This is a genomic window from Streptomyces sp. SID13666 (assembly GCF_010548325.1).
Taxonomy (GTDB): domain Bacteria; phylum Actinomycetota; class Actinomycetes; order Streptomycetales; family Streptomycetaceae; genus Actinacidiphila; species Actinacidiphila fildesensis.
In genome coordinates this window covers 18,278-44,973 of record NZ_JAAGLX010000029.1, presented here as the reverse complement: position 1 = coordinate 44,973, position 26,696 = coordinate 18,278, and the positions used below count along the sequence as shown (strand labels likewise).

Genomic DNA, 26,696 nt, shown 5'->3' with positions numbered 1-26,696 from the left:
GCATACGTTCCGGCCACCGCGACGAAAAACGTTGCACGAGAAGTTCCAGAATCATGAATCGGTGGAACGAACGGCAGCAAAGTGTCGAGATCGATAGTATTGACGTGTCCGCTGTACGTCCTACGGAGGCCCTGATGTCCACCGACATACCCGCACGCATGCTCCCGGTCACGGACCGGACCCGTCATCGGCGGCTGCGGGAGCAGGGCAGCGTGTCCCGCGACGACCTGGACGCGGTACTGGGCGCCGGCTTCATCTGCCATCTCGCCGTGGTGGTGGACGGCTCGCCGCTGGCGGTCCCCACGGTCTACGGGTTCGACGCCGCCGCCGACACGCTCTATCTGCACGGCTCGGCCGCCAGCCGCAGCCTGGTGCAGTCGCCCGGGGCGTCCGTCTGCGTCACCGTCACCCACATCGACGGTCTGGTGCTGGCCCGGTCCGTCTTCGAGCACAGCGTCAACTACCGCAGCGCCATGGTGCTCGGCGTGCCGCGTGCCGTCACCGATCCCGACGAGAAGCTGCACGGGCTGCGCGTCCTGGCCGAGCAGTCCGCGCCCGGCCGGTGGGACCACGCGCGCGGCCCGTCCCGCAAGGAGCTCGCCGCCACCACGCTGCTCGCGCTCGGGATCGACGAGGCCTCGGTGAAGACCAGCACCGGTCACACCGACGACGCCGACGGCCCCGACGGCGAACTGCCCGTATGGGCCGGGGTGCTGCCACTGCTCCACACCTGGGGCGAGCCCGAGCCGGACCCGGCCCTGCGGGCCGGCATCCCGCTCCCGCCGCACGTGGCGGAACGGGCGGGCACGCAGGCGGGCTGACCATCCGGGGTGGTCTCCGCGGGACCGATCCCGGAAACGGATATCCGGGCCGGTTCAGCCGGCCGTCGGCGACCAGTCGAAGCGGGCGGGCCGCCCCTCAAGGAACGCGGCCACGCCCTCGGCCGTGTCCCCGCTCGCGCGCGCCTGCCGCTCCCAGTGCTCGATCCGCGCCGGGTCCAGGCCGGGCGCTGCGAACTCCTTCGCCGCGGCCTGGGTGAGCTGCGAGCGCGAGGCCAGGACCGCGGTGAACTCCGCGACCCGCTTGTCGAGTTGCCCGTCAGGGAGCACCTCGTCGACGAGCCCGGTCCGCAGCGCCCGCTCATGGTCGATCAACTCGGCCGAGAACAGCAGGTACTTGGCGGTCGCGGGCCCGACCAGGCCGACCAGTCGCCGGGTGGACGAGGCGGCGTAGACGATGCCGAGCCGGGCCGGGGTGACGCCGAAGCGCGCTCCCTCGGCAGCGAACCGCAGATCGCAGGCGGCGGCGAGCTGGCAGCCGCCGCCCACGCAGAAGCCGCGCACGGCCGCGACCGTCGGCTTGGGGAAGGCGGCCAGCGCCTCCTCGGCCCGGACCGCCGCGTCCTGTGTCCTGGCGGAGCCGCTGCCCGCCTCCCGCAGCCCTGAGATGTCCGCACCCGCACAGAAGGTGCCGTCAGCGCCGGTGAGCACCAGGACCCGCACGGCGGGATCGGAGGCGAGCCCGTCCAGCAGACCGGGGAGCGCCTCCCACATCTCCGTGGTCATGGCGTTCCGCTTCGCCGGATTGCTGATCGTCACCGTTGCGGTGCCGTCCGCGATGTCCAGCAGCAGTCCGGGCTGTGGGCCGGGCTTCGGGCCGGGCTCGGGCATCCGGGCTCCCCTTCCGTATGTTCCGTGCGGCGTGATGTTCCGTTCGGCGTGGGTGTGGTGCGCAGGTGGCCGATCATCGGATCCTATCCGCGAACAAATAGGAGTAAAAAGGCTATACGGGACATCCATTCGACCGAGGCGAGGAGGCGGACGTGGCCGCACTCAGGAAGCGGGACCCGCGACCGGAGGCCCGGATCAGCCGCAGTTTCGGATGGCTTGCCGCACTCGGCGCCGTCCTGGTGCTGTGCGGGCTGTTCGGTCTCGCCTACACGGCCTTCGCCACCCTCACCTCGGTGCTGCTCTTCGGCTGGCTGCTGCTGATCGGGGGCTTCGTCGGCCTGCTGCACGCCGTCCAGTCACGCGACACGAACTTCTTCTGGCTCGCGCTGGTCGTCGCGGCGCTGAACCTGGCGGCGGGGGTCGTCGTCATCCGCAGGCCGGACGGCACCGCCGCGGCACTGACGATGTTCGCCGCGCTGCTCTTCCTGACCGGCGGGGTGTTCCGGCTGTTCGGCGGCCTGGTGGTGCGCGGACCGCAGACGCTCTCGACCGTGGTGCAGGGCGCGGTCGGCATCCTGCTGGGCGTCCTGGTGCTGGCCAACTGGCCGGAGAGCAGCCGCTACGTCCTCGGCTTCTTCTTCTCCCTCATGCTGCTCTTGGACGGCCTCGGACTGATGGCCGGCGGTATCGGCGGCCGGCGCGTCGTCGGCATGGTCACGGACGCCCGCACCGAGGCGGACGCCCAGGCGGAAGCCCGGCGGGAGGCCGTGGCGGGGGCGGGCCCGGAATCCGCGGCGTCGGCGGGACCGCCGAATGACCCGATGGTGGAACATTCCACGAAGCAGGAATAAGGCGATCGGAATCGGTCGCCTGAGTGACAAAGTCCTTCGCCGATGGACATGAAGCGCCGAAAGGTGCGGACTTACGGGCACCCGCCCAGTGAACTGCCCCCCACTCCGGAGACTCGATCCGTGAGGCGGATCTCGTCGTCGGCCCGACAGCGGGCAGCGGCAAGAACTGCGGGGACACGTCACACGAAGGCGATGGTGGATGCCGTCATGGAGGTCCGCGGGAGCGTCCCGCCCGATCCGGCGACGGCCGAGGTGCCGGTCGATCCGGATGATCCGGGTGGTCCTGGCGCTTCGGGCGGGCCAGGCGGTCCGTTCGCTCCGCCGCCGCCGTACGCCGGGGCGTGGCGTTTCACCGCACCGGCGGTGGACTCCTCGGTACCCCAGGTCCGGCACGGTGTCCGGGATCTCATCACCGACCGGAAGGTGCCCGTCGGCGACGATCTGATGGCCGGCATCCTGCTGATCGTGTCGGAGCTGGTGACGAACGCGGTCCGGCACGCGGCGCTGCTGTCGCCGCAGATCACCATCGAGGTCGCGGTGGGCCCGGACTGGATCCGGGTCGGCGTCGAGGACAACCACCCCTACCGTCCCAAGGCGCTGGAAGCGGAGTACGGCGACACCGGCGGCCGTGGCCTGCTGCTGGTCAAGGCCATCACGGCGGAAGCCGGCGGCATGTGCGACGTGACGCACACCGACTCCGGCGGCAAGGTGATCTGGGCCCTGCTGCCACTGCCGTTCCCGCACCCCTGAGACGTGCCCGAACCCCTGAGGCTGAACCCCTGAGGCCGCGGAGCCGGTCCGCCGGGCCCGCTCCGCGGAGCCGCCCCGGCGGATCAGCGCGTCCCTACCAGCCGGCGTCGCCGGTCAGCTCGCGGATCGCGGGCAGCGACGCGTCCCACACCGTTCCGAACCAGGCGGAGAACGGCCCGCGCTCGCGGATCTCCTCCAGCTCCGGCGGCGTCACGAACGCGGTCTCGCCGATCTCCTGGGGGTCGGGCCGCAGCTGCGCCCGTACGAGGCCGACGAACAGGTGGTTGAACTCCTGCTCGACCAGCCCGGACGCCGGGTCCGGGTGGTTGTAGCGGACGGTGCCGGCCTCCCGCAGCAGCGCGGGAGCCGTTCCCAGCTCCTCGGCGGTGCGGCGGGCGGCGGCCACGAACGGCGGCTCGGCCGGGTACGGGTGCCCGCAGCAGGTGTTCGACCAGACGCCGGGGGAGTGGTACTTGCCCATCGCCCGGCGCTGGAGCAGCAGCCGGCCCTCGTCGTCGAAGAGGAAGACGGAGAAGGCGCGGTGCAGCCGGCCGGGGGCCAGATGAGCGGACAGCTTCTCGGCGGTGCCGATCGTCACACCGGCCTCGTCGACCAGCTCCAGCATGATCGGTTCCGCGACCCCGTTGCTGGAGGGATCCGTCGCGGGGGTGCCGGGCCGGCCGGTGGCGGGACTGGTTGGCATGTCCATCCTTCGCATTCGACGACAAGTCCTCAGTCTGCCTCACGCGCCGCTCACCGAAGTGGTTGCACCGCATGCTCCCTGTCACCCGGACGGGGTCGCTGGCACACGTGTGCCTCACGTTCCGGATGCCGGTGCGACGGCATGACGCACAGTGGCGGGACCGCTACCGGTGACCCCCGTCGTCCGCGATGAGCTGCGGCGATGAAGGGCGCGAAAGCCGCGTTGGTGTCACCCGGACGGCCGAGTACGGCCACCGCACGGCCGCTGTTTGTTGCTGGGGCCCGGATCGACCATGATGATCACGTGATTCGCACGGCGGGGAGGGCCCCGGCGAAGCGCACGAGGAAGCAAACGGGTGGTGAACGGCCGCTTCCGCGGATCCGATAGCCTCTGCCGACCGCCGTCCACACCGGCCCGCCCACCGCCGTCCTCGCCGGCATCCCCACATGTCCAGGGAGTGAGTTCCTCTGCCGACCGCCATCCTCACCGGCCCGCCGGCTCCGGCGTCGCCGCTCGAGGGCGACCTGAGGTCGCTCGGATTCGACGTGATCGAAGCGCCGGAGTCCGGAAGCGAGTCCGAAGCGGCGGCCGGCGGTCTCGCGGCACGTATCGCCGCGGTGCCCGCCACCGACCGGGTGGCGATCGTCGACCGGCGCTTCGTCGGCCACACGCACGCGCTGCGGCTGGCACTCACGGACCCCCGCTTCGACGCCTCCGCCGTTCCCGGCGCGCTGGCCGTCCAGGCCGCGGCGCGTCCCGCGCTGGTCAGGGCGCTCGCCGCCGGGCCGGCCGAGGGTCTGCTGCCGGATACCCTCGCCACCGCCATCGAGGCCGAGGGCGTGGCTCCGCACCGCCCTGAGCTCGGTGTCCTGGTCGCCGCCGTACCCGCCTCGGACGCCGACCGGGCCGAAGCCGCAGCGGCCGTCGCCGCGGTCGACGGGGAGAAGGTCCGGCTGCGCAACGCCGTCAAGGCGCGCGACGGCTTCTTCACCACTTACTGCATCAGCCCGTACTCCCGCTACCTCGCGCGCTGGTGTGCCCGCCGCGGGCTGACCCCCAACCAGGTCACCACAGCGTCCCTGCTCGTCGCGCTCATCGCGGCCGGCTGCGCGGCCACCGGCACCCGGCCCGGCTTCGTCGCCGCCGGTGTCCTGCTGATCGCCGCGTTCGTCCTGGACTGCACCGACGGGCAGCTGGCGCGCTACTCGCTGCAGTACTCGACGCTCGGCGCCTGGCTCGACGCCACCTTCGACCGGGCCAAGGAGTACGCGTACTACGCCGGCCTCGCGCTCGGCGCGGCCCGCGGCGGTGACGACGTGTGGGCGCTGGCGCTCGGCGCGATGGTGTTGCAGACCTGCCGGCACGTCGTCGACTTCTCGTTCACCGAGGCCAACCACGACGCGACGGCCAACACGAGTCCGACCGCCGCCCTGTCCGACAAGCTCGACAGCGTCGGCTGGACGGTCTGGGTGCGCCGGATGATCGTGCTGCCGATCGGTGAGCGCTGGGCGATGATCGCGGTGCTCACCGCCGTCACCACGCCCCGCATCACCCTGACCGTGCTGATCATCGGCTGCGCGCTCGCCGCCTGCTACACCACCGCCGGCCGGGTGCTGCGCTCGCTCACCCGCAAGGCGGTCCGCACCGACCGGGCCGCCCAGGCCCTCGCCGAGCTGGCCGACAGCGGTCCGCTCGCCGAAGCCGTCGCCCGCGCCACCGGGCCGCTCGCCCGCCGGCTGCCGTCCTTCACCGCCCCCGCCATCGCCCTGCTCGGCGCCGCCGCACTGGTGGCGACCGCGGCGCTGGCCCCATGGGGCAGCTGGTGGCCGGTGCTGGCCGCCGTCGTATACGTCCTGACCTCGGGTCTGGCCGTCGCGCGGCCGCTGAAGGGTGCGCTCGACTGGCTGGTCCCGCCGTTCTTCCGGGCGGGCGAATACACCACGATCCTCGCGCTGGCGGCCGTCTCGGACGTGAACGGGGCATTGCCCGCCGCTTTCGGCCTGGTGGCCGCCGTCGCCTACCATCACTACGACACGGTGTACCGCATCCGCGGCGGCACCGGGGCGCCACCGAGGGCCCTGGTACGCGCGACCGGCGGACACGAGGGCAGGGCGCTGGCGGTCACCGCGGCGGCCGCCCTCGCGCACCACACAGGTTTTACCGTCACGCTGACGGTCATCGCCGGGGCGCTGACACTCGTGGTGCTCACCGAGAGCATCCGTTTCTGGGTGTCGTCAGCCGCACCCGCTGTACACGACGAATCAGGAGAACCCGCATGATCGGCCTCGTGCTGGCAGCCGGCGCCGGACGGCGTCTGCGTCCCTACACCGACACCCTGCCCAAGGCTCTGGTGCCGGTCGACCCCGAGGGGGCGGGCACCACCACCGTCCTGGACCTGACCCTGGGCAACTTCGCCGAGGTCGGTCTCACCGACGCGGCGATCGTGATCGGCTACCGCGGCGAAGCCGTCGTCGAGCGCAAGGCCGCCCTGGAGAAGAAGTACGGCGTCAAGCTGCACCTCGTCGACAACGACAAGGCGGAGACCTGGAACAACGCCTACTCGCTGTGGTGCGCCCGGGACATCCTCACGGAGGGTGTGATCCTCGCCAACGGCGACACCGTGCACCCGGTCTCCGTGGAGAAGACCCTGCTGGCCGCCCGCGGCCAGGACCGGCGGATCATCCTCGCCCTCGACACGGTGAAGAAGCTCGCCGACGAGGAGATGAAGGTCATCACCGACCCGGCCAAGGGTGTGCGGCGCATCACCAAGCTGATGGACCCGGCCACCGCGACCGGCGAGTACATCGGCGTGACGCTGATCGAGTCGTCGGCCGCCGCCGACCTGGCCGACGCGCTGAAGACGACCTTCGAGAAGGACCCCGACCTCTACTACGAGGACGGCTACCAGGAGCTCGTCAACCGCGGCTTCACCATCGACACCGCGCCGATCGGCGACGTGGCCTGGGTCGAGATCGACAACCACGACGACCTGAAGAAGGCACGGGGGATCGCGTGCCAGTACTGACCCGGCTGATCCCCTCGCCGGTCGTCGTCGACATCAACGGCGGCGCTCTCGCCGATCTGGCCGGCCTCCTGGCCGACCAGCGGATCTCCAGCTCGGGCAAGCTCGCCGTCGCGGTCAGCGGCGGCTCCGGCCTCAAGCTGCGCGACCGGCTGGCTCCCGAGCTGCCCGGCGCCGACTGGTACCCGGTCGACGGCGGCACCATCGACGCCGCCGTCAAGCTCGCCGACGCCATGCGCGGCAAGCGGTACGACGCGGTCGTCGGCCTGGGCGGCGGCAAGATCATCGACGTCGCGAAGTACGCGGCCGCCCGGGTCGGGCTGCCGATGGTCGCCGTCGCGACGAACCTCTCGCACGACGGCATCTGTTCGCCGGTCTCCACGCTGGACAACGACAACGGGCGCGGCTCCTACGGGGTGCCCACCCCGATAGCGCTGGTCATCGACCTGGACGTGATCCGCGAGGCCCCGGTGCGCTATGTGCGCTCCGGGATCGGCGACGCGATCTCCAACCTCTCCGCCATCGCGGACTGGGAACTGTCGCACCGTGAGACCGGTGAGCCGATAGACGGTCTCGCCGCCGCCATGGCCCGCTCCGCGGGCGAGTCCGTACTGCGGCACCCGGGCGGGGTGGGTGACGACGCGTTCCTCACCACGCTCGCCGAGGGCCTGGTGCTCTCCGGCATCGCCATGTCGATCAGCGGGGACACCCGCCCGTCGTCCGGCGCCTGCCACGAGATCAGCCACGCCTTCGACCTGCTGTACCCGAAGCGCGCCGCCGCGCACGGCGAGCAGGTCGGCCTGGGCGCCGCCTTCGCCATGTACCTGCGCGGGGCGCACGAGGAGTCCGGCCTGATCGCCGAGGTGCTGCGACGCCACGGCCTGCCGGTCACGCCCGGCGAGATCGGCTTCTCCGACGAGGAGTTCGTCAAGGCGGTCGAGTACGCACCGCAGACCCGCCCCGGGCGCTACACGATCCTGGAACACCTCGACCTGTCCGCAGACCAGATCAAGGACGCATACGCCGACTATGCCAAAACCATCAGTAGCTGAACTCCGCCCGGTCGTTCACCCCACAGGGGTGAAGGACCGGCGGAGCGGCGAGCACTGGGCCGGCCGGCTCTACATGCGTGAGCTCTCGCTGCGCATCGACCGGCACCTGGTGAACACGCGGGTCACCCCCAACCAGGTGACGTACGTGATGACCGTCGCCGCCGTCCTCGCCGCCCCGGCCCTGCTGGTGCCGGGGATCGCCGGTGCCGTGCTCGGTGTGGTGATGGTCCAGCTGTATCTGCTGTTCGACTGTGTCGACGGCGAGCTCGCCCGCTGGAAGAAGCAGTACTCGCTGGGCGGGGTGTACCTGGACCGCGTCGCCGCCTATCTGTGCGACGCCGCCGTGCTGGTCGGCTTCGGTCTGCGTGCCGCCGATCTGTGGGGCTCCGGGCGGATCGACTGGCTGTGGGCGTTCCTCGGCACGCTGGCCGCCCTCGGTGCCGTGCTGATCAAGGCGGAGACCGACCTGGTCGGCGTCGCCCGTCACCAGCACGGGCTGCCGCCGGTCAAGGAGGCGGCCTCCGAGCCGCGTTCGTCCGGTATGGCGCTGGCCCGCAAGGCCGCCGCGGCGCTGAAATTCCACCGGCTCGTCCTCGGCATCGAGGCGTCCCTGCTGATCCTGGTGCTGGCGATCCTGGACCAGGTCAGGGGCGACCTGTTCTTCTCGCGCCTCGGTGTCGCCGTGCTGGCCGGCATCGCGCTGCTGCAGTCCCTCCTGCACCTGGTCAGCATCCTCGCGTCGAGCAGGCTGAAGTGAGTACGCCGCTGAAGCTCGGCGCGGTGATCATCACCATGGGCAACCGTCCCGTGGAGTTGCGCGACCTGCTGGACTCCGTAGCCAAGCAGGACGGCCCGCCGATCGAGGTCGCGCTGGTCGGCAACGGCTCCCCGCTCCCCGAGCTGGAAGGGTCCGCGCCGCGGCTGCGCACCGTCGAGCTGCCCGAGAACCTGGGCATTCCCGGCGGCCGCAACGTCGGCGTCGAGCTCTTCGGCCCGAACGGCTCCGATGTCGACGTGGTGCTGTTCCTGGACGACGACGGGCTGCTGCCCGGCACCGACACCGGGGAGCTGCTCCGCGAGGCCTTCGCGGCCGACCCGGAGCTGGGCATCGTCAGCTTCCGGATCGCGGACCCGGAGACCGGCACCACCCAGCGCCGCCACGTGCCGCGCCTGCGGGCGTCCGACCCGATGCACTCCTCGCGGGTGACCACCTTCCTGGGTGGCGCCAGCGCGGTCCGTACGAAGGTGCTGGCGCAGGTCGGCGGGCTGCCGGACGAGTTCTTCTACGCGCACGAGGAGACGGACCTGGCCTGGCGGGCGCTGGACGCCGGCTGGATGATCGACTACCGGTCGGACATGGTCCTGCACCACCCGCTCACCGAGCCCAGCCGGCACGCGGTCTACCACCGGATGGTGGCCCGCAACCGGGTGTGGCTGGCACGCCGGAACCTGCCCTGGCCCCTGGTGCCCGCCTATCTCGGCACCTGGATCCTGCTGACACTGGCCAGACGTCCTTCCGGTCCCGCACTGCGGGCGTGGATCGGTGGCTTCCGGGAGGGCTGGGCGACGCCCTGCGGCCCCCGGCGCCCCATGAAGTGGCGCACGGTATGGCGGCTGACCCGACTGGGCCGACCCCCGATCATCTGACAAGCTCGAACCTGAGAGCATCGGTCGCAGTCCGGGACCCCCCTACCCCGGACGCGCACCTTGAGGACGAAAGTGTCTACTGTGAGCGGAACAGCGCACGACGGCGCCGTCGCCGTGAGTGTCCCATCGGACTCCCCGGCCGACGACGGGCTGTCGGCTTCCGAGCTGGCGGCGAAGTACGGGCTGTCGGTCAGCGGTGCCCGGCCGGGCCTCGGCGAGTACACCCGGCAGTTGTGGGGCCGGCGGCACTTCATCAACGAGTTCGCCAAGGCGCGGACGCAGGCGCAGTACACCGATGCCCGGCTGGGTCAGCTGTGGCAGGTGATGACGCCGTTGCTGAACGCGGCGGTGTACTACCTGATCTTCGGGCTGTTGCTGGGTACCGACCGCGGTGTGGACAACTTCATCGCGTTCCTGGTGACGGGCATCTTCATCTTCACGTTCACCCAGTCGTCGATCATGAGTGGCGTGCGGGCGGTCGCGGGGAACCTGGGCCTTATCCGGGCGCTGCACTTCCCCCGGGCGTCGATGCCGATCGCGTTCACGCTGATGCAGTTGCAGCAGCTGCTGATGTCGATGCTGGTGCTGTTCTCGATCGTGCTGATGACCGGCGAGGTGCCGACCTGGTCGTGGTTGCTGGCGATTCCGGCGCTGTTCATCCAGTCGATCTTCAATGCCGGCCTGGCGCTGGCGGTGGCCCGGCTGGGCAGCAAGATGACGGACCTCGCGCAGCTGATGCCGTTCATCCTGCGGACGTGGATGTACACCTCCGGCGTGATGTACAGCATCGCCAACTTCACCAAGGACGCACCGTACTTCGTGAAGATCCTGCTGGACATCAATCCGGTGGCCGTCTACATCGACCTGATGCGCTTCGCGCTGATCGACAGCGTGACCGCCGAGCAGATGCCGCCGCACGTGTGGGCGGTCGCGGTGGGCTGGGCTCTCCTGGCGGGTATCGGCGGGTACGTGTATTTCTGGAAGGCTGAGGAGAAGTACGGCCGTGGCTGAGCAGACCGAAACCCGCGTCCCCACCGTGATCGTCGACGATGTGCACATCGTCTACCGGGTGCACGGCGCGGGGAACAGCAAGGGCAGCGCGACCGCTGCCCTGGGACGCATAATCTCGCGCAAGTCGTCGCCCAACGTCCGGCTGGTCCATGCCGTACGCGGGGTGAGTTTCACTACGTACCGGGGCGAGGCGGTCGGCCTGATCGGGTCGAACGGGTCGGGCAAGTCGACGATGCTGCGGGCGATCGCGGGTCTGCTGCCGCCGGAGAGCGGCCGGGTCTACACCGACGGCCAGCCGTCGCTGCTGGGGGTCAACGCCGCGCTGATGAACGATCTGACCGGCGAGCGGAACGTGATTCTCGGCGGTCTGGCGATGGGGATGTCGCAGGAGGAGATCCGCGAGCGGTACCAGGGAATCGTGGAGTTCTCGGGAATCAACGAGAAGGGCGACTTCATCTCGTTGCCGATGCGGACGTATTCCTCGGGTATGGCGGCCCGGCTGCGGTTCTCGATCGCGGCTGCCAAGAACCATGACGTGCTGATGATCGACGAGGCGCTGGCCACCGGGGACCGCTCCTTCCAGCGCCGCTCCGAGGCCCGCATCCGCGAACTGCGCAAGGAAGCGGGCACGGTCTTCCTGGTCAGCCACAACAACAAGTCGATCCGTGACACCTGTGACCGGGTGCTGTGGCTGGAGAAGGGCGAGCTCCTCATGGACGGCCCGACGGACGACGTGCTGAAGGCCTACGAAGAGGCCAGCAACAAGTAGCCGGCGGACCGGAACAGCGGTCCACGCCGCCGCACCGACGATCGGGCCCCCGCCGGGCAGAACCGGCGGGGGCCCGTCCGGTTCCCGCGTGATCCGCCGCCAGGGCCCGGGCACATCCCGTGCGCCCCTCTCCGGGGACGCCAACCGGCGCTGCCGGGAGCCCGATTGCCGGCGGACGGGGGGAATCCGAACGGAATCCCGCCTGTCGCTCGCGCCCCCGGCGTACGCCGGTGACCTGCCCGACGTAAGCTGTAGCGGTGCTCCGGGGTGGGCGCGGCGTGTCCGAAATGGGAAGATTCTTCCCAGCGGTGTAGAACGGGGAGTGTGGCGGCCATGAAGATCGGGACCATCCAGCTCCACAGCGCGCCGGTCGCGCGTGGGACGGGAAGCCCGCGGTGACCGCCGACGCGCAGTCGCGCGCCGTCCTCGACAAGGCCGCCCGCGAGAACTTCCCCGTCGCACCGTTCTTCGTGCCGAAGGCGTGGCGTGGCGATCTGATGGCTGTCTACGGCTTCGCCCGGCTCGTCGACGACATCGGCGACGGCGATCTGGCCAACGGCGGCCGGGACGACGCCGCCCGGCTCGGCCTTCCGCAGGACGCGGCCGAGGACCGGATCGTCATGCTCGACGCGTTCGAGGCCGATCTGCGGAAGGTGTTCGACGGAACCCCCCGCCATCCGCTGCTCCTGGCACTGCAGCCCACCGTCCGCCGGCACGGGCTGACCCCCGGCCCCTTCGAGGGTCTGATCGAGGCCAACCGCCAGGACCAGCGGGTCCGGCGCTACGACACGTACGAGGATCTGCTCGCCTACTGCGAGCTGTCCGCCAACCCGGTGGGCCGGCTCGTTCTGGGGATCACGGGCACCTCGACACCCGAGCGGAACCGGCTCTCCGACGCCGTCTGCACCGCGCTGCAGATCGTCGAGCACTTGCAGGACGTGGCCGAGGACCTCGGTCGCGACCGTATCTACCTGCCGGCACAGGACATGAAACGCTTCGGAGTCACCGAAGCGGACCTCGCCGCCCCCACCGCTGGCGCACAGGTGCGCGCACTGGTGGCATTCGAAGCGGAACGCGCCCGGGACCTTTTGAATGAAGGCACCCCATTGGTGGGTAGCGTCCGTGGCAGGCTCAGGCTTCTGCTCGCCGGCTTCGTCGGCGGCGGGCGTGCCGCGCTGAAGGCGGTCGAGAGCGCGGGCTACGACGTGCTCCCGGGACCGCCGAAAGCCACCAGACCAAGCCTGCTGCGCGAAGTGGGGTCGACATTGCGAAGAAAGGGGTGAGGCGGACCGTGAACGGTTCTGCCCACACGTCCGGGCCGGTTCTCGCCGCCTACCGTTACTGCGAGAGCGTGACCGGGCACGAGGCCCGCAACTTCGCCTACGGCATCCGCCTGCTGCCCCTCCCCAAGCGGCAGGCCATGTCGGCCCTCTATGCCTTCTCCCGCCGCGTCGACGACATCGGCGACGGCGACCTCGACCCCGCGGTCAAGCAGATCCGGCTCGACGAGACCCGGGCCCTGCTGGCCCGGATCCGCGCGGGTGAGATCCGCGAGGACGACACCGATCCGGTCGCGGTGGCGCTCACCGACGCGTCACGCCGGTTTCCGCTGCCGCTCGGCGGACTCGACGAGCTGATCGACGGCGTGCTGATGGACGTGCACGGCGAGACGTACGAGACCTGGGACGACCTTGCGGCGTACTGCCGCTGCGTCGCGGGCGCCATCGGACGGCTCTCGCTGGGCGTCTTCGGCACGGTCGGCCCCGGCGGACGGGGCACCGGCGACATGGAGCGCGCCGCCGGGTACGCCGACACCCTCGGCCTCGCCCTGCAACTCACCAACATCCTGCGGGACGTCCGGGAGGACGCCGGCAACGGCCGGACCTATCTGCCCGCCCAGGACCTCGCCAAGTTCGGCTGCTCGGAGGGGTTCCACACCGACACCCCGCCGCCCGGCTCGGACTTCGCCGGCCTGATCGAGTACGAAGTACGCCGGGCCCGCGCCCTGTTCGCGACCGGCTACCAATTGCTACCTATGCTCGACCGCCGCAGCGGCGCCTGTGTGGCCGCGATGGCGGGTATCTACCGCAGACTGCTGGACCGGATCGCCGCGGATCCCGAGGCGGTGCTGCGCGGCCGGGTATCGCTTCCGGGTCACCAGAAGGCGTACGTCGCCGTACGCGGTCTGGCCGGTCTCGACGCCCGCCGCTCGGCACGGGGGCGCGGGTGACGTTCCTAGCAACCAGTCAGGTCCCCAGCGCGTCAGTGCCGGTGACGGAGCGTCGCGTCGCGTCGGGCGCCAGCGGAAGGGGGGAGTGCCGATGACCGGGTCCGAGGTTTCCGGACGTCCTCCGGAGGTGGCCGCGGTGGTCGTGGGCGGCGGGCTGGCCGGCACCACGGCGGCACTGGCGCTCGCCGACGCCGGGCTCCGGGTGACCCTGATCGAATCACGTCCCCGGCTGGGCGGACTGGCGTTCTCGTTCCAGCGCGGTGAGCTGACCGTCGACAACGGACAGCATGTCTTCCTGCGCTGCTGCACCGCCTACCAGTGGTTCGTCGACCGGATCGCGGCCCGCGACCTGGTCACTCTCCAGGACCGGCTCGACGTGCCCGTCCTGGACGCGGCGAACATGCGGCTGGGCCGGCTGCGCCGTGCCGCGCTGCCCGTACCGCTGCACCTGGCGGCGAGCCTCGCGACGTATCCGCACCTGTCGCTCAGGGAGCGGGCCACGGTCGGCCGCGCCGCGCTGGCGCTGCGCGCCCTGGACCTGGCGGACCCGGTGCTCGACGACACCGACTTCGCCAGCTGGCTGCGGGACCGGGGCCAGTCCCCGCGCACCATCGAGGCGCTGTGGGACCTGGTGGGCGTCGCCACGCTCAACGCCACCGCGGCGAACGCCGCGCTGGGGCTGGCCGCCATGGTCTTCAAGGCCGGGCTGCTGTCCGAGGCCGGCGCCGCCGACATCGGCTGGGCGGCCGCGCCGCTCGGCGAGCTGCACGACGACCGGGCCCGCAAGGCCCTGGACGCGGCGGGCGTACGGATCATGCTGCGGTCCCGGGTGGCCGGCATCAAGCCGGCCGCCGGGGGCGGCTGGCTGGTCGACGCCGAGACCGGGCCGGGTCGCGGCGAGCAGCTCGACGCCGGCACCGTCGTCATGGCCCTGCCGCAGCGCGAGACCCACGGGCTGCTGCCCGAGGGCGCGCTGGACGACCCGGACGCACTGCTGGGGATCGGCACGGCGCCGATCCTGAACGTGCACGTCGTCTACGACCGCCAGGTGCTGCGACAGCCGTTCTTCGCCGCGCTCGGCAGTCCCGTCCAGTGGGTCTTCGACCGGACCGCGAGCTCGGGGATGACCGGTCCCGGCCAGTACCTGGCCGTCTCGCAGTCCGCCGTCGAGGACGAGATCGATCTGCCGGTCGCGGAACTGCGGGAGCGCTATCTGCCGGAGCTGGAACGCCTGCTGCCCGCGGCCAGGGGCGCCGGTGTGACGGACTTCTTCGTCACCCGGGAGCGCACGGCGACCTTCGCCCCGGCTCCCGGCGTCGGCCGGCTGCGGCCGGGAGCGGCCACCCGCGCCCCCGGTCTGTACCTGGCCGGCGCGTGGACCGACACCGGCTGGCCCGCGACCATGGAGAGCGCCGTGCGCAGCGGACTGCACGCCTCCCGAGAAGCTTTGACCGCACTAGGCCTTCCGTTCGAGAACGATGTTGTGAGGGCCGTATGAGCACAGCCAGTGCAACCAGAGGAGTAAACGTGACCGCTGCCGGCGTCCTTGAGCTGCTGGAGCGCGGCCGCACCCTGTCCACACCGGTGCTCCGCTCGGCCGTGGAACGGCTCGCGCCACCGATGGACACCGTCGCCGCCTACCACTTCGGGTGGATCGACGCGGCCGGCCGGCCGGCCGACGGCGACGGCGGCAAGGCCGTGCGCCCCGCGCTGGCCCTGCTGTCCGCCGAGGCGGCGGGAGTGCCGCCCGAGGTCGGCATCCCCGGCGCGGTCGCCGTCGAGCTGGTGCACAACTTCTCACTGCTGCACGACGACCTGATGGACGGCGACGAGCAGCGCCGGCACCGCGACACCGTATGGAAGGTGCACGGTCCCGCCCAGGCGATCCTGGTCGGTGACGCGCTGTTCGCGCTCGCCAACGAGGTGCTGCTGGAACAGTGCACCGTGGACGCGGGCCGCGCCACCCGGCGGCTCACCGTCGCGACCCGCAAGCTGATCGACGGCCAGGCCCAGGACATCTCCTTCGAGCACCGCGAGCGGGTCACCGTCGAGGAGTGCCTGGAGATGGAGGGCAACAAGACCGGCGCCCTGCTGGCCTGCGCCTCCTCCATCGGCGCGGTGCTCGGCGGCGCGTCGGACTCCGACGCCGACGCGCTGGAGGAGTACGGCTATCACCTCGGGCTGGCCTTCCAGGCGATCGACGATCTGCTCGGGATCTGGGGCGACCCGGCCGCGACCGGCAAGCAGACCTGGAGCGATCTGCGGCAGCGCAAGAAGTCACTGCCCGTGGTCGCCGCGCTGGCGGCGGGCGGCAGCGCCTCGGAACAACTCGGGGAACTGCTCGCGGCAGATGCCAAGAATCCTGAAACAGGTGCGTTCAGTGAGGAAGAGTTCGCCCTGCGGGCGGCGTTGATCGAAGAGGCGGGAGGCCGGGAGTGGACATCCCAGGAAGCCCGCCGGCAATACGCCACTGCAATCGCCGCGCTGGATAAAATGGACATGCCGGACGAAATTCAACGTAAGCTCGTAGGCCTGGCGGATTTTGTGGTGGTTCGCGAGAAATAACGATCTAACGTGGAGCGCAGCACGTCGCCGACCAAGCACGTGTAACGGTCGACGGCAGCCCCAACACCGCAGAAGTCTCAACTGCAAAGGGGAAGCCATGACAGCGACGACCGACGGCAGTCCGGGGGCCCCAGCCCCCCAGGCACCTTCGGCCAGCACCACCTCGGCACCGCACCCCGTACACGTCGGTGGTGCCGAGGCGGCGGCGGAGCGTGCCGCGCAGCGCGCCGCCGCCAACCTCCTGGCAGCCCAGCATCCCGACGGGTGGTGGAAGGGCGACCTCGAGACCAACGTGACGATGGACTCCGAGGATCTGCTGCTCCGTCAGTTCCTGGGTATCCAGGACGAGCGGACCACGCAGGCCGCCGCCCGCTGGATCCGCTCGCTGCAGCGTGACGACGGTTCCTGGCCCACCTTCCACAGCGGGCCGGGGGACCTGTCCGCGACGGTCGAGGCGTATGTCGCGCTGCGGCTGGCGGGCGACACGCCGGAGGCGCCGCACATGGCGAACGCCTCGGCGTGGGTGCGCGAGGCCGGTGGTGTCGTCGGGGCCCGGGTCTTCACCAGGATCTGGCTGGCCCTGTTCGGCTGGTGGCGGTGGGAGGACCTCCCCGAGCTGCCGCCGGAGATCATCTACCTTCCCAAGTGGTTCCCGCTCAACATCTACGCCTTCGGCTGCTGGGCCCGGCAGACCATCGTCCCGCTCACCGTCGTCGCCGCCCACCGGCCGGTCCGGCCGGCGCCCTTCGGGATCAGCGAACTGCACAAGGACCCCGCGCAGCCCAATCCGCCGCGCCCGCCCGCACCGCTCGCCAGCTGGGACGGCCTGTTCCAGCGGCTGGACCGGGCCCTGCACCTGTACCGCAAGGTCGGCGTCCGGCCGCTGCGCCGTACCGCGCTCAAGGCCTGCGCGCGCTGGATCATCGAGCGCCAGGAGGACGACGGCTGCTGGGGCGGGATCCAGCCGCCCGCCGTGTACTCGGTGATCGCCCTGCATCTGCTCGGCTATGAACTCGACCATCCGGTCGTGCGGGCCGGGCTCGACTCGCTGGATCGTTTCGCCGTGTGGCCGGACGAGGACACCCGCATGATCGAGGCCTGTCAGTCCCCGGTCTGGGACACCTGTCTCGCCACCATCGCGCTGGCCGACGCGGGGGTGGCGACCGACCACCCGGCGCTGGTCAAGGCGGTCGACTGGATGCTCGACGAGCAGATCACCAAGCCGGGCGACTGGGCGGTCCAGCGGCCGGGGCTGCAGCCGGGCGGCTGGGCGTTCGAGTTCCACAACGACAACTACCCGGACATCGACGACACCGCCGAGGTCGTGCTGGCCCTGCTGCGGGTCCAGCACCCCGATCCGGGACGGGTCGACGCCGCCGTGGAGAAGGCCGTCCGCTGGAACATCGGCATGCAGTCGAAGAACGGCGCGTGGGGTGCCTTCGACGCCGACAACACCAGCGCGTTCCCCAACCGGCTGCCGTTCTGCGACTTCGGTGAGGTCATCGACCCGCCGTCCGCCGATGTCACCGCGCACGTGGTGGAGATGCTCGCCTCGCTCGGCCTGGAGGACGACACCCACACCCGGCGCGGCATCGACTGGCTGCTGGCCGAACAGGAGGACAGCGGGGCCTGGTTCGGCCGCTGGGGCGTCAACTACATCTACGGCACCGGCTCGGCGGTGCCCGCGCTGGTGGCCGCCGGTCTCCCGGTGAGCCACCCCGCCGTCCGGCGGGCCGTCGGCTGGCTGGAGAGCGTCCAGAACCAGGACGGCGGCTGGGGCGAGGACCTGCGCTCCTACTCCGACCAGGAGTGGATCGGCCGCGGTGTCTCGACCGCCTCGCAGACCGCCTGGGCGCTGCTCGCCCTGCTGTCGGCGGGCGAGCGCGACAGCGACGCGGTGGAGCGCGGGGTGCGCTGGCTCGTCGACACCCAGAAGGCCGACGGATCCTGGGACGAGCCGTACTTCACCGGGACCGGGTTCCCCCGGGACTTCTCGATCAACTACCACCTGTACCGGATGGTCTTCCCGCTCACGGCGCTCGGGCGCTATGCGCGGAGTGAACCGCTCGGAGTCATCGGCAACGTGACGAAGGGGAAGGCGGCCGGATGACGGCTCTGCTGGTCGTCTGCGCTCTCGGCGTCGAACGGTTCGCCCTGCGGGGCGGGGACCGGACCGGCGCCGCGGGGCCCGTCGCCCTGCTGCGTACCGGCATGGGACCGCAGGCCGCCGGCCGGGCCGTCACCGAAGCACTGCGCGCCCCGGAGCTGCGGGACGCGGCGGTGCTCGCCACCGGATTCTGCGCCGGGCTCAGCCCCGGCATGCGCCCCGGCGACCTGGTGGTCTCGGACGAGACCCACGGGGCCGGACAACTGGCCGCCGCGCTCGAAGCGGCGGGGCACACCGTTCACACCGGACGCCTGGCCGGGTCCGACCATGTCGTACGGGGCGCGGAACGCTCCGTTCTGCGGTCGACAGGAGCGATCGCGGTCGATATGGAATCCACCGCAATACTCCACGCCGCCCTGGCGCGCGGACCGCGGCCTGTCGCCGCCGTCCGCGTTGTTGTCGACACTCCCGAGCATGAATTGCTCCGTGTCGGCACGCTGCGCACCGGAATTACCGCATTCCGCGTGCTAAGGGCTATTCTTCCTGCCTTTTTCGAATGGCACCGTACTACCGCTGTGCTCTCCTGGAGGTGAGCTAGATGGCTATGCCGCTCCGCCAGTCCATCCGGGTCGGAACGTACCTCATGGAACAGAAGCTCCGACGCCGTGACAAGTTCCCCTTGATCGTGGAACTGGAGCCGCTGTTCGCCTGCAACCTGGCCTGCGAGGGCTGTGGAAAGATCCAGCACCCGGCGGGAGTCCTCAAGCAGCGCATGCCGGTCGCCCAGGCGGTCGGCGCGGTGCTCGAATCCGGTGCCCCGATGGTGTCCATCGCCGGTGGTGAGCCCTTGATGCACCCTCAGATCCACGAGATCGTGCGTCAGTTGGTGGCCAAGCGGAAGTACGTCTTCCTCTGCACCAACGCGCTGCTGATGCGCAAGAAGATGGACAAGTTCACGCCGTCCCCGTACTTCGCCTTCACGGTCCACATCGACGGGCTGAAGGAGCGGCACGACGAGTCGGTCGCCAAGGAGGGTGTCTTCGAGGAAGCGGTCGAGGCGATCAAGGAGGCCAAGAAGCGCGGCTTCCGGGTCACCACCAACTCGACCTTCTTCAACACCGACACCCCGCAGAGCATCATCGAGGTCCTCGACTACCTCAATGACGATCTGAAGGTCGACGAGATGATGATCTCGCCCGCCTACGCCTACGAGAAGGCGCCCGACCAGGAGCACTTCCTCGGCGTCGAGCAGACCAGGGAGCTGTTCAAGAAGTCCTTCGCGAACGGCAACCGCAGGAAGTGGCGGCTCAACCACAGCCCGCTCTTCCTGGACTTCCTGGAAGGCAAGGTGGACTTCCCATGCACCGCCTGGGGCATCCCCAACTACTCGCTCTTCGGCTGGCAGCGCCCCTGCTACCTGATGAGCGACGGGTATGTGCCGACGTACCGGGAGCTCGTCGAGGAGACCGACTGGGACAAGTACGGCCGCGGCAAGGACCCGCGCTGCTCCAACTGCATGGCGCACTGCGGCTACGAGCCGACCGCCGTACTCGCCACGATGGGCTCCCTCAAGGAGTCGCTCCGCGCCGCCCGTGAGACGGTGGCCGGAAACCGCGGGAAGTGACGAGCGCGATGTCGGGAATCGAGCCGGTAGCGCTCGGCCTGCCCGCCGTACCGTCCCGCCCGCTCTCGGTGCGCCGCCCCTCGCGGCGCATCGAGGTCGGGTCGGTCCCGGTGGGCGGGGACGCCCCGGTGTCGGTCCAGTCGATGACGACGACGGTGACCGCGGACGTGAACGCGACGCTGCAGCAGATCGCGGAGCTGACGGCCGCCGGCTGCCAGATCGTCCGGGTGGCCTGCCCTTCGCAGGACGACGCGGACGCGCTGGCGGCGATCGCGAGGAAGTCGCAGATCCCGGTGATCGCGGACATCCACTTCCAGCCGAAGTACGTCTTCGCGGCGCTCGACGCCGGCTGTGCGGCGGTGCGGGTGAATCCCGGGAACATCCGGCAGTTCGACGACAAGGTCAAGGAGATCGCGAAGGCGGCGGCTTCGGTCGGCACCCCGATCCGGATCGGTGTCAACGCGGGTTCGCTGGACCGCCGGCTGATGGAGAAGTACGGCAAGGCGACTCCTGAGGCGCTGGTGGAGTCGGCGCTGTGGGAGTGCTCGCTGTTCGAGGAGCACGGTTTCCGTGACATCAAGATCTCGGTGAAGCACAACGACCCGGTCGTGATGGTCAACGCCTACCGGCTGCTCGCCGGCAGGTGCGACTACCCGCTGCACCTGGGTGTGACCGAGGCCGGTCCCGCGTTCCAGGGCACCATCAAGTCCGCCGTCGCGTTCGGCGCGCTGCTGTCCGAGGGCATCGGCGACACCATCCGCGTCTCGCTCTCGGCCCCGCCGGTCGAGGAGGTGAAGGTCGGCATCCAGATCCTGGAGTCGCTGAATCTGCGGCAGCGGCGGCTGGAGATCGTGTCCTGTCCGTCGTGCGGGCGGGCGCAGGTCGACGTCTACACGCTCGCGAACCAGGTCTCGGCCGGTCTGGAGGGGATGGAGGTGCCGTTGCGCGTCGCCGTCATGGGGTGCGTCGTCAACGGTCCGGGGGAGGCCCGGGAAGCGGATCTCGGTGTCGCGTCCGGAAACGGCAAGGGCCAGATCTTCGTCAAGGGCGAGGTCATCAAGACCGTGCCGGAGTCGAAGATCGTGGAGACCCTGATCGAAGAGGCGATGAAGATCGCCGAGCAGATGGAATCCGACGGCGCGTTCTCCGGGGTACCGGAAGTCACTGTCGGCTGACCGCAGCAATCCCGGTAGGGGGGAACGAGGTCCATCGTGTCGATACTGGAGAACATCCGAGGCCCGCGCGACCTGAAGGCACTGCCCGAATCCCGGCTCGACGAACTCGCCGCCGATATCCGCCACTTCCTCGTGCAGGCGGTGGCGAGAACCGGCGGCCATCTCGGACCCAACCTGGGCGTGGTCGAGCTGACCATCGCCCTGCACCGGGTCTTCGACTCGCCCGCCGACCGTGTCCTGTGGGACACCGGTCACCAGTCCTACGTCCACAAGCTGCTCACCGGGCGGCAGGACTTCTCGAAGCTGCGCGGCAAGGGCGGCCTGTCCGGCTATCCGTCGCGCGCCGAGTCCGAGCACGACGTCATCGAGAACAGCCATGCCTCGACGGTGCTGGGTTGGGCCGACGGCCTCGCCAAGGCCAACCAGGTGCTCGGCAAACAGGACCACGTGGTCGCGGTCATCGGTGACGGCGCGCTGACCGGCGGTATGGCCTGGGAGGCGCTGAACAACATCGCCGCGGCCAAGGACCGGCCGCTGATCATCGTCGTCAACGACAACGAGCGCTCCTACGGGCCGACGATCGGCGGCCTCGCCAACCACCTGGCGACGCTGCGCACCACCGACGGCTACGAGCGCTTCCTCGCCTGGGGCAAGGACCTCCTGCAGCGGACCCCGGTCGTGGGCCAGCCGCTGTACGAGTCCCTGCACGGCGCGAAGAAGGGCTTCAAGGACGCCTTCGCCCCGCAGGGCATGTTCGAGGACCTGGGGCTGAAGTACGTCGGACCGATCGACGGCCACAACATCGCGGCCGTCGAGTCCGCGCTGCGCCGCGCCGCGCGCTTCCACGGACCGGTGCTCGTGCACTGCCTGACCCAGAAGGGCCGCGGTTACGCGGCGGCGGAGCAGGACGAGGCCGACCGCTTCCACACCGTCGGCGCCATGGACCCGCTCACCTGCGAGCCGCTCGCGCCGTCCAACGGCCCCTCGTGGACGTCGGTCTTCGGCGCCGAGATGCTGCGGATCGGCGCGGAGCGCCCGGACGTCGTCGCCATCACCGCCGCCATGCTGCAACCCGTCGGGCTAGGCGCCTTCGCCGCCGCGTTCCCGGACCGGATCTACGACGTCGGTATCGCCGAGCAGCATGCCGCCGTCTCGGCGGCGGGCCTGGCCACCGGCGGGCTGCACCCGGTGGTCGCGGTGTACGCGACGTTCCTGAACCGCGCGTTCGACCAGGTGCTGATGGATGTGGCGCTGCACAAGTGCGGTGTGACGTTCGTGCTGGACCGGGCGGGCGTCACCGGTGTGGACGGCGCTTCGCACAACGGCATGTGGGACATGTCGATCCTCCAGGTCGTGCCCGGGCTGCGGATCGCCGCCCCGCGCGACGCCGACCAGCTGTGCGCCCAGCTGCGCGAGGCCGTCGAGGTCGACGACGCGCCCACCGTCGTCCGGTTCCCCAAGGAGACGGTCGGTGCGGCGGTGCCGTCCCTGGAGCGTATCGGCGGGCTCGACGTCCTGCGCCGCGACCTTCGCCAGGACGTGCTGCTGGTATCGGTCGGCGCCCTCGCCGGCACCTGCCTGGCGGTCGCGGACCTGCTGGACGAACGCGGCCTCGGTGTCACGGTCGTCGACCCCCGCTGGGTCAAACCGGTCGACGCCGCGCTGCCGCCGCTCGCCGCCGGGTTCCGCATGGTGGCGGTCGTCGAGGACAACAGCCGTACCGGCGGCGTCGGTTCGGCCGTCGCGCAGGCACTGCGGGACGCGGACGTCGACGTACCGCTGCGCGACTTCGGCATCCCGCAGGACTTCCTGGCCCATGCCAAACGCGGCGAAGTGCTCGCCGACATCGGACTCACCCCGGCCGAGATCGCCGGCCGGATCAGTGCCACACTCGCCCGCCGCAACGGGGCCGGCGACGTGGGCGACGCAATCAAGGAGCTGGCACCCGATGACACCGTCTGAGTCGCAGCCCGTCGGACCACCATCCGTGGCCAAGGGCTTCGACCTCGCGACCCTCCTCGCCGAACGCGGCGGCGAGCGCTACGACCTGCACACCCGGCACCTCAACCACCAACTGCCGCGCATGCTGCACACCATCGGCTTCGACAAGGTCTACGAGCGGGCCGAGGGCGCGCACTTCTGGGACGCCGAGGGCCAGGACTATCTCGACATGCTCGCCGGCTTCGGGGTGATGGGCCTGGGCCGGCACCACCCCGTCGTCCGCAAGGCGCTGCACGACGTCCTGGACGCGGGTCTCGCCGACCTGACCCGCTTCGACTGCCAGCCGCTGCCCGGACTGCTCGCCGAGAAGCTGCTCACCTACAGCCCGCACCTGGACCGGGTGTTCTTCGGCAACAGCGGCACCGAGGCCGTCGAGACCGCGCTGAAGTTCGCCCGCTATGCCACCGGCAGGCCGCGGATCCTGTACTGCTCGCACGCCTTCCACGGGCTGACGACGGGGTCGCTGTCCGTCAACGGCGAGGACGGCTTCCGCGACGGCTTCGCCCCGCTGCTGCCCGACACCGCGATCCCGCTCGGCGATCTGGACGCGCTGGAACGGGAGTTGAAGCGCGGTGACGTGGCCGCACTGATCGTGGAGCCCATCCAGGGCAAGGGCGTCCATGAGACCCCGCCCGGCTACCTCCGCGCCGCGCAGGAACTGCTGCACAAGCACAAGGCGCTGCTGATCGCCGACGAGGTGCAGACCGGCCTCGGACGGACCGGCGACTTCTACGCCTACCAGCACGAGGCCGGGGTCGAGCCCGATCTGTTGTGCGTCTCCAAGGCGCTGTCGGGCGGCTATGTGCCGGTCAGCGCCACGCTCGGCAAGGACTGGATCTTCAAGAAGGTCTACTCCTCGATGGACCGGGTCCTGGTGCACTCCGCCAGCTTCGGTTCCAACGCCCAGGCGATGGCGGCGGGGTTGGCCACCCTGTCCGTCATGGACGACGAGGGCGTCGTCGCCAACGCCCGGCACACCGGCGACCTGTTGCGCACCCGGCTGGCCGCCCTCGTCGACCGCTACGAGCTGCTGCGCGAGGTGCGCGGGCGCGGGCTGATGATCGGTATCGAGTTCGGCAAGCCGACCTCCCTGGGCCTGCGCAGCCGCTGGGCGATGCTCCAGGCCGCCCGCAAGGGCCTGTTCGCGCAGATGGTGGTGGTGCCGCTGCTGCAGCGGCACCGGATCCTCACTCAGGTCTCGGGCGATCACCTCGAAGTCATTAAGCTGATCCCTCCGCTGATCATCGACGAGTCGGACGTGGACCGCTTCGTCGAGGCGTTCACCGCCGTGATGGACGACGCGCACGGTGGCGGCGGGCTGATGTGGGACTTCGGGCGGACGCTGGTCAAGCAGGCGGTCGCCAATCGGTGAGAACGGGGTGGCGAGTGATGGACACGGCGACGGTGCGGGCGGTCAACGCGTTGACGGCGCGGTGGGCGGGGGTGGCGGTCACGCCGGGAAAGGGCACCGCGTTCAGCGCGGTCGGCGTCTGGCCGTTGCTGGCCTTCCTCGGCGGTGCGGCGGACGGCCCGGCCCGCGCTGAGCTCGAGCAGGCGCTCGGTGTGCCCGCGCACCGCGCCATCGAGCACGGCCGCGCGCTGCTGGAGGCGCTGGGCGCGGCCGACGGCATCGACACGGCACTGGGCGTCTGGACGAAGCGGGAGGTGCCGCTGCGCGAGGACTGGGTGGAGCGCCTTCCGCCCACCGTCGCCGGCCGGCTGACCGGCGACGCGGCCATGGACCGCAAGGAACTCGACGCCTGGGCCGCACGCAACACCGGCGGTCTGATCGAGGAGATGCCCGTCGAACTGGAAGCCTCCACGCTGATGGTGCTCGCGAGCGCGCTGTGCGTGCAGACCAGGTGGCAGCAGCCGTTCACGCCGACCACTCTGCAGCCAAAGCGCGGCCCCTGGGCGGAGCGCAAGGTCGCGGGGCTGTCCAGGTCCGGCTCCGACCTGGCTTTGCTGGGCCTCGCGGCGACCCCGGCCGGAGCGCTCACCGTCCTGGACGTCCAGGGTGCGAACGGCATCGACGTCCGGCTGCTGCTCGGCGAGGAGACTGCCGGGGCCGGTGACGTGCTCCGGGCGGGTACCGAGGTGCTGGCCGGGGCGCACGAGGTGGTACCCGGCGGGCGGCTGGCCGAGGGCATCCCGGGTCCCGGGATCGCGATCCAGAAGATCACCAGCTTCAGCTCCGACCCGCAGCTGTACACGACGACCGCGGCCTTCACCGTCAGCGACGACCACGACCTGCTGCAGCGAGCGGAGTTGTTCGGCCTCGACGCGGCCCGCGACACGAGCCGCGGTCACTTCCCGGGGGTCAGCGAGGTGCCGCTGGCGGTGGCCGGCGCCCGGCAGTCGATCACGGCCTCGTTCAGCGCGGAGGGATTCCAGGCCGCGGCCGTGACCGCCTTCGCCATGACCGCGGGCGCGGCACCGCAGAAGAAGGCGAAGTTCGTGGCCGTGACCTTCGACCGCCCCTTCGGCTTCCTCGCCGTGCACCGCGCCACCGGGCTGGTGCTGGCCGCGGGCTGGGTCACCGACCCGCACGACGCGGTCGTCGACGAGCGCTGGAGCTGGTGACCCGGCGGGCGGGTCTCAGGCGTCCGTGAGGAGCAGCTCGCGCAGTCGCGCGCGCCGCTCCTCCGTACAGCCCAGGCCCTCGGAGAGATAGCGGTCGACGGAGCCCCAGTGCTCGTCGATGGTGTCGAAGGCGGCGGTCAGGTATTCCAGCCGGGCCTCGAAGAGCGGGCTGAGGAGCTTCATGATCTCCGGGTCGATGGCGGAGCCGGTGGCGCCGTCACCGCGCTGGACCTTGTAGCGGCGGTGGGCCGCGTTGCTCTCCAGGTAGTCGGCCTCGATCTCGGCGCGGTCCACGCCGAGGGCGAGCAGGATGATCGCCATCGACGTACCGGCCCGGTCCTTGCCCGCGGCGCAGTGCAGCAGGGCCGGGACGGCGGGCTCCTCGGCGAGCAGTTCCAGCATGCGGCTGTGCTGGGCGGTGCGGTCCAGGATGAGCTGCCGGTAGGCGGTGGTCATCCGCTCGGCGCCCTTGCCGTCGCCGAGGGCGTCGCGCAGCGCGTCCAGGTCGCCGTCGCGCACGGTGTGCCAGAAGTCGGCTCCGTGAGCCGGGTCGCTGAGCGGCATGTTGATGTTCTGGACGCCTGGCAGATCGACGTCGGGGCCTTCCATCCTGATGTCGTCGGCGTTGCGGAAGTCGAAGATCGTGTGCAGACCGAGGGTGGCCAGGAAGGCCGCGTCCTCGTCGGTGGTGTGCGCGAGGTGACCGCTGCGGAACAGCTTCCCCGGCCGGACCCGGCGACCGTCGGCGGCGCGGAGACCGCCCACGTCACGGAAGTTTCGGACACCGGTCAGTACCGGCTCGGCACAGGTCGCGGTGCCGGTCCCTGCTTCGGTGTCGGTGGCGGGGGTCTGCGGCAGCTGCTGGGTCACCGGCGCTCCTTCGGGTCACGGCTCAGAGCTCGGGGCTGAACCTCAGCCGACGATACGACACCGGCT

The 26,696-nt window shown here is 70.7% G+C and carries 24 protein-coding genes; 21 read left to right on the top strand and 3 right to left on the bottom strand.

All coding sequences use genetic code 11. The features are described from left to right. The first annotated feature begins 134 nt into the window (after positions 1 to 134). A complete protein-coding gene (locus G3I60_RS29545; protein WP_164295579.1) occupies positions 135 to 821 on the top strand; it encodes a pyridoxamine 5'-phosphate oxidase family protein in 687 nt (228 codons plus the stop codon). Positions 822 to 875: 54 nt separating this feature from the next. On the opposite strand, the gene G3I60_RS29540 is transcribed toward G3I60_RS29545, so the two are convergent. Continuing rightward, the gene (locus G3I60_RS29540; protein ID WP_164295578.1) at positions 876 to 1,670 is read right to left on the bottom strand and encodes an enoyl-CoA hydratase/isomerase family protein; all 795 of its coding nucleotides are present in this window, start codon (positions 1,668 to 1,670) and stop codon (positions 876 to 878) included. A 152-nt stretch (positions 1,671 to 1,822) separates the two neighbouring features. Between G3I60_RS29540 and G3I60_RS29535 the strand changes: the two genes are divergently transcribed. Together G3I60_RS29535 and G3I60_RS29530 are read left to right on the top strand one after the other, a co-directional pair. Beyond that, complete coding sequence (locus G3I60_RS29535; protein WP_343241428.1) at positions 1,823 to 2,521, top strand: DUF308 domain-containing protein; 699 nt, start codon at positions 1,823 to 1,825, stop codon at positions 2,519 to 2,521. A gap of 207 nt (positions 2,522 to 2,728) precedes the next feature. Further along, a complete protein-coding gene (locus G3I60_RS29530; RefSeq protein WP_164295631.1) occupies positions 2,729 to 3,271 on the top strand; it encodes an ATP-binding protein in 543 nt (180 codons plus the stop codon). A gap of 94 nt (positions 3,272 to 3,365) precedes the next feature. Here the strand turns inward: G3I60_RS29530 and idi are convergent, their stop codons facing one another. Then, positions 3,366 to 3,974: an isopentenyl-diphosphate Delta-isomerase gene (gene idi / locus G3I60_RS29525; RefSeq protein WP_164295577.1), complete on the bottom strand. Its 609-nt coding sequence runs from the start codon at positions 3,972 to 3,974 to the stop codon at positions 3,366 to 3,368. Between the two features lie 467 nt (positions 3,975 to 4,441). On the opposite strand from idi, the gene G3I60_RS29520 reads away from it, so the two are divergent. The 18 genes from G3I60_RS29520 (at position 4,442) to G3I60_RS29435 (ending at position 25,760) form a co-directional block, all read left to right on the top strand. Continuing rightward, positions 4,442 to 6,253, top strand: coding sequence for a DUF5941 domain-containing protein (locus G3I60_RS29520; protein ID WP_164295630.1), 1,812 nt, complete (start codon positions 4,442 to 4,444; stop codon positions 6,251 to 6,253). Continuing rightward, positions 6,250 to 6,999: a sugar phosphate nucleotidyltransferase gene (locus G3I60_RS29515; protein WP_164295576.1), complete on the top strand. Its 750-nt coding sequence runs from the start codon at positions 6,250 to 6,252 to the stop codon at positions 6,997 to 6,999. The genes G3I60_RS29520 and G3I60_RS29515 overlap by 4 nt, the downstream gene beginning before the upstream one ends. Continuing rightward, a complete protein-coding gene (locus G3I60_RS29510; protein ID WP_138355761.1) occupies positions 6,987 to 8,048 on the top strand; it encodes an iron-containing alcohol dehydrogenase family protein in 1,062 nt (353 codons plus the stop codon). The genes G3I60_RS29515 and G3I60_RS29510 overlap by 13 nt, the downstream gene beginning before the upstream one ends. After that, complete coding sequence (locus tag G3I60_RS29505) at positions 8,026 to 8,805, top strand: CDP-alcohol phosphatidyltransferase family protein (protein ID WP_164295575.1); 780 nt, start codon at positions 8,026 to 8,028, stop codon at positions 8,803 to 8,805. The genes G3I60_RS29510 and G3I60_RS29505 overlap by 23 nt, the downstream gene beginning before the upstream one ends. A gap of 8 nt (positions 8,806 to 8,813) precedes the next feature. Next, positions 8,814 to 9,695, top strand: coding sequence for a glycosyltransferase family 2 protein (locus G3I60_RS29500; protein WP_164295629.1), 882 nt, complete (start codon positions 8,814 to 8,816; stop codon positions 9,693 to 9,695). 81 nt (positions 9,696 to 9,776) lie between these two features. Continuing rightward, positions 9,777 to 10,706: an ABC transporter permease gene (locus G3I60_RS29495; RefSeq protein ID WP_164295574.1), complete on the top strand. Its 930-nt coding sequence runs from the start codon at positions 9,777 to 9,779 to the stop codon at positions 10,704 to 10,706. After that, positions 10,699 to 11,475, top strand: a complete 777-nt coding sequence (locus G3I60_RS29490) for an ABC transporter ATP-binding protein (RefSeq protein ID WP_343241426.1) — start codon at positions 10,699 to 10,701, stop codon at positions 11,473 to 11,475. Before G3I60_RS29495 ends, G3I60_RS29490 begins: the two co-directional genes overlap by 8 nt. Positions 11,476 to 11,870: 395 nt before the next feature. Next, complete coding sequence (gene hpnC, locus G3I60_RS29485) at positions 11,871 to 12,758, top strand: squalene synthase HpnC (protein WP_138358808.1); 888 nt, start codon at positions 11,871 to 11,873, stop codon at positions 12,756 to 12,758. An 8-nt stretch (positions 12,759 to 12,766) separates the two neighbouring features. Beyond that, positions 12,767 to 13,705: a presqualene diphosphate synthase HpnD gene (gene hpnD, locus G3I60_RS29480; protein ID WP_164295573.1), complete on the top strand. Its 939-nt coding sequence runs from the start codon at positions 12,767 to 12,769 to the stop codon at positions 13,703 to 13,705. Between the two features lie 91 nt (positions 13,706 to 13,796). Further along, the gene (gene hpnE / locus G3I60_RS29475; RefSeq protein ID WP_164607940.1) at positions 13,797 to 15,203 is read left to right on the top strand and encodes a hydroxysqualene dehydroxylase HpnE; all 1,407 of its coding nucleotides are present in this window, start codon (positions 13,797 to 13,799) and stop codon (positions 15,201 to 15,203) included. Beyond that, the gene (locus G3I60_RS29470; RefSeq protein ID WP_138358814.1) at positions 15,200 to 16,270 is read left to right on the top strand and encodes a polyprenyl synthetase family protein; all 1,071 of its coding nucleotides are present in this window, start codon (positions 15,200 to 15,202) and stop codon (positions 16,268 to 16,270) included. Before hpnE ends, G3I60_RS29470 begins: the two co-directional genes overlap by 4 nt. Positions 16,271 to 16,367: 97 nt before the next feature. Continuing rightward, positions 16,368 to 18,380, top strand: a complete 2,013-nt coding sequence (gene shc, locus G3I60_RS29465; protein ID WP_164295571.1) for a squalene--hopene cyclase — start codon at positions 16,368 to 16,370, stop codon at positions 18,378 to 18,380. After that, positions 18,377 to 18,970 carry a 1-hydroxy-2-methyl-2-butenyl 4-diphosphate reductase gene (locus tag G3I60_RS29460; RefSeq protein WP_164295570.1) on the top strand — a complete coding sequence of 198 codons (594 nt, stop codon included), beginning with the start codon at positions 18,377 to 18,379 and terminating at the stop codon, positions 18,968 to 18,970. The genes shc and G3I60_RS29460 overlap by 4 nt, the downstream gene beginning before the upstream one ends. Positions 18,971 to 18,975: 5 nt before the next feature. Then, positions 18,976 to 20,001, top strand: a complete 1,026-nt coding sequence (hpnH, locus tag G3I60_RS29455) for an adenosyl-hopene transferase HpnH (protein ID WP_138358820.1) — start codon at positions 18,976 to 18,978, stop codon at positions 19,999 to 20,001. 17 nt (positions 20,002 to 20,018) lie between these two features. Beyond that, on the top strand, positions 20,019 to 21,176 hold the full coding sequence (gene ispG, locus G3I60_RS29450; protein WP_138358832.1) for a flavodoxin-dependent (E)-4-hydroxy-3-methylbut-2-enyl-diphosphate synthase: 1,158 nt from the start codon (positions 20,019 to 20,021) through the stop codon (positions 21,174 to 21,176). Positions 21,177 to 21,212: 36 nt separating this feature from the next. Continuing rightward, a complete protein-coding gene (dxs, locus tag G3I60_RS29445; protein WP_138358822.1) occupies positions 21,213 to 23,138 on the top strand; it encodes a 1-deoxy-D-xylulose-5-phosphate synthase in 1,926 nt (641 codons plus the stop codon). Then, a complete protein-coding gene (locus G3I60_RS29440) occupies positions 23,125 to 24,549 on the top strand; it encodes an aspartate aminotransferase family protein (RefSeq protein WP_164607938.1) in 1,425 nt (474 codons plus the stop codon). Before dxs ends, G3I60_RS29440 begins: the two co-directional genes overlap by 14 nt. A 17-nt stretch (positions 24,550 to 24,566) precedes the next feature. After that, positions 24,567 to 25,760 (top strand): serpin family protein, encoded by a 1,194-nt coding sequence (locus tag G3I60_RS29435; RefSeq protein WP_138358826.1) that lies wholly within the window; start codon positions 24,567 to 24,569, stop codon positions 25,758 to 25,760. Positions 25,761 to 25,775: 15 nt separating this feature from the next. Here G3I60_RS29435 and G3I60_RS29430 read toward each other — a convergent pair whose 3' ends face one another. Further along, the gene (locus tag G3I60_RS29430; RefSeq protein WP_164295627.1) at positions 25,776 to 26,618 is read right to left on the bottom strand and encodes a tyrosine-protein phosphatase; all 843 of its coding nucleotides are present in this window, start codon (positions 26,616 to 26,618) and stop codon (positions 25,776 to 25,778) included. Between the last annotated feature and the right edge of the window lie 78 nt (positions 26,619 to 26,696).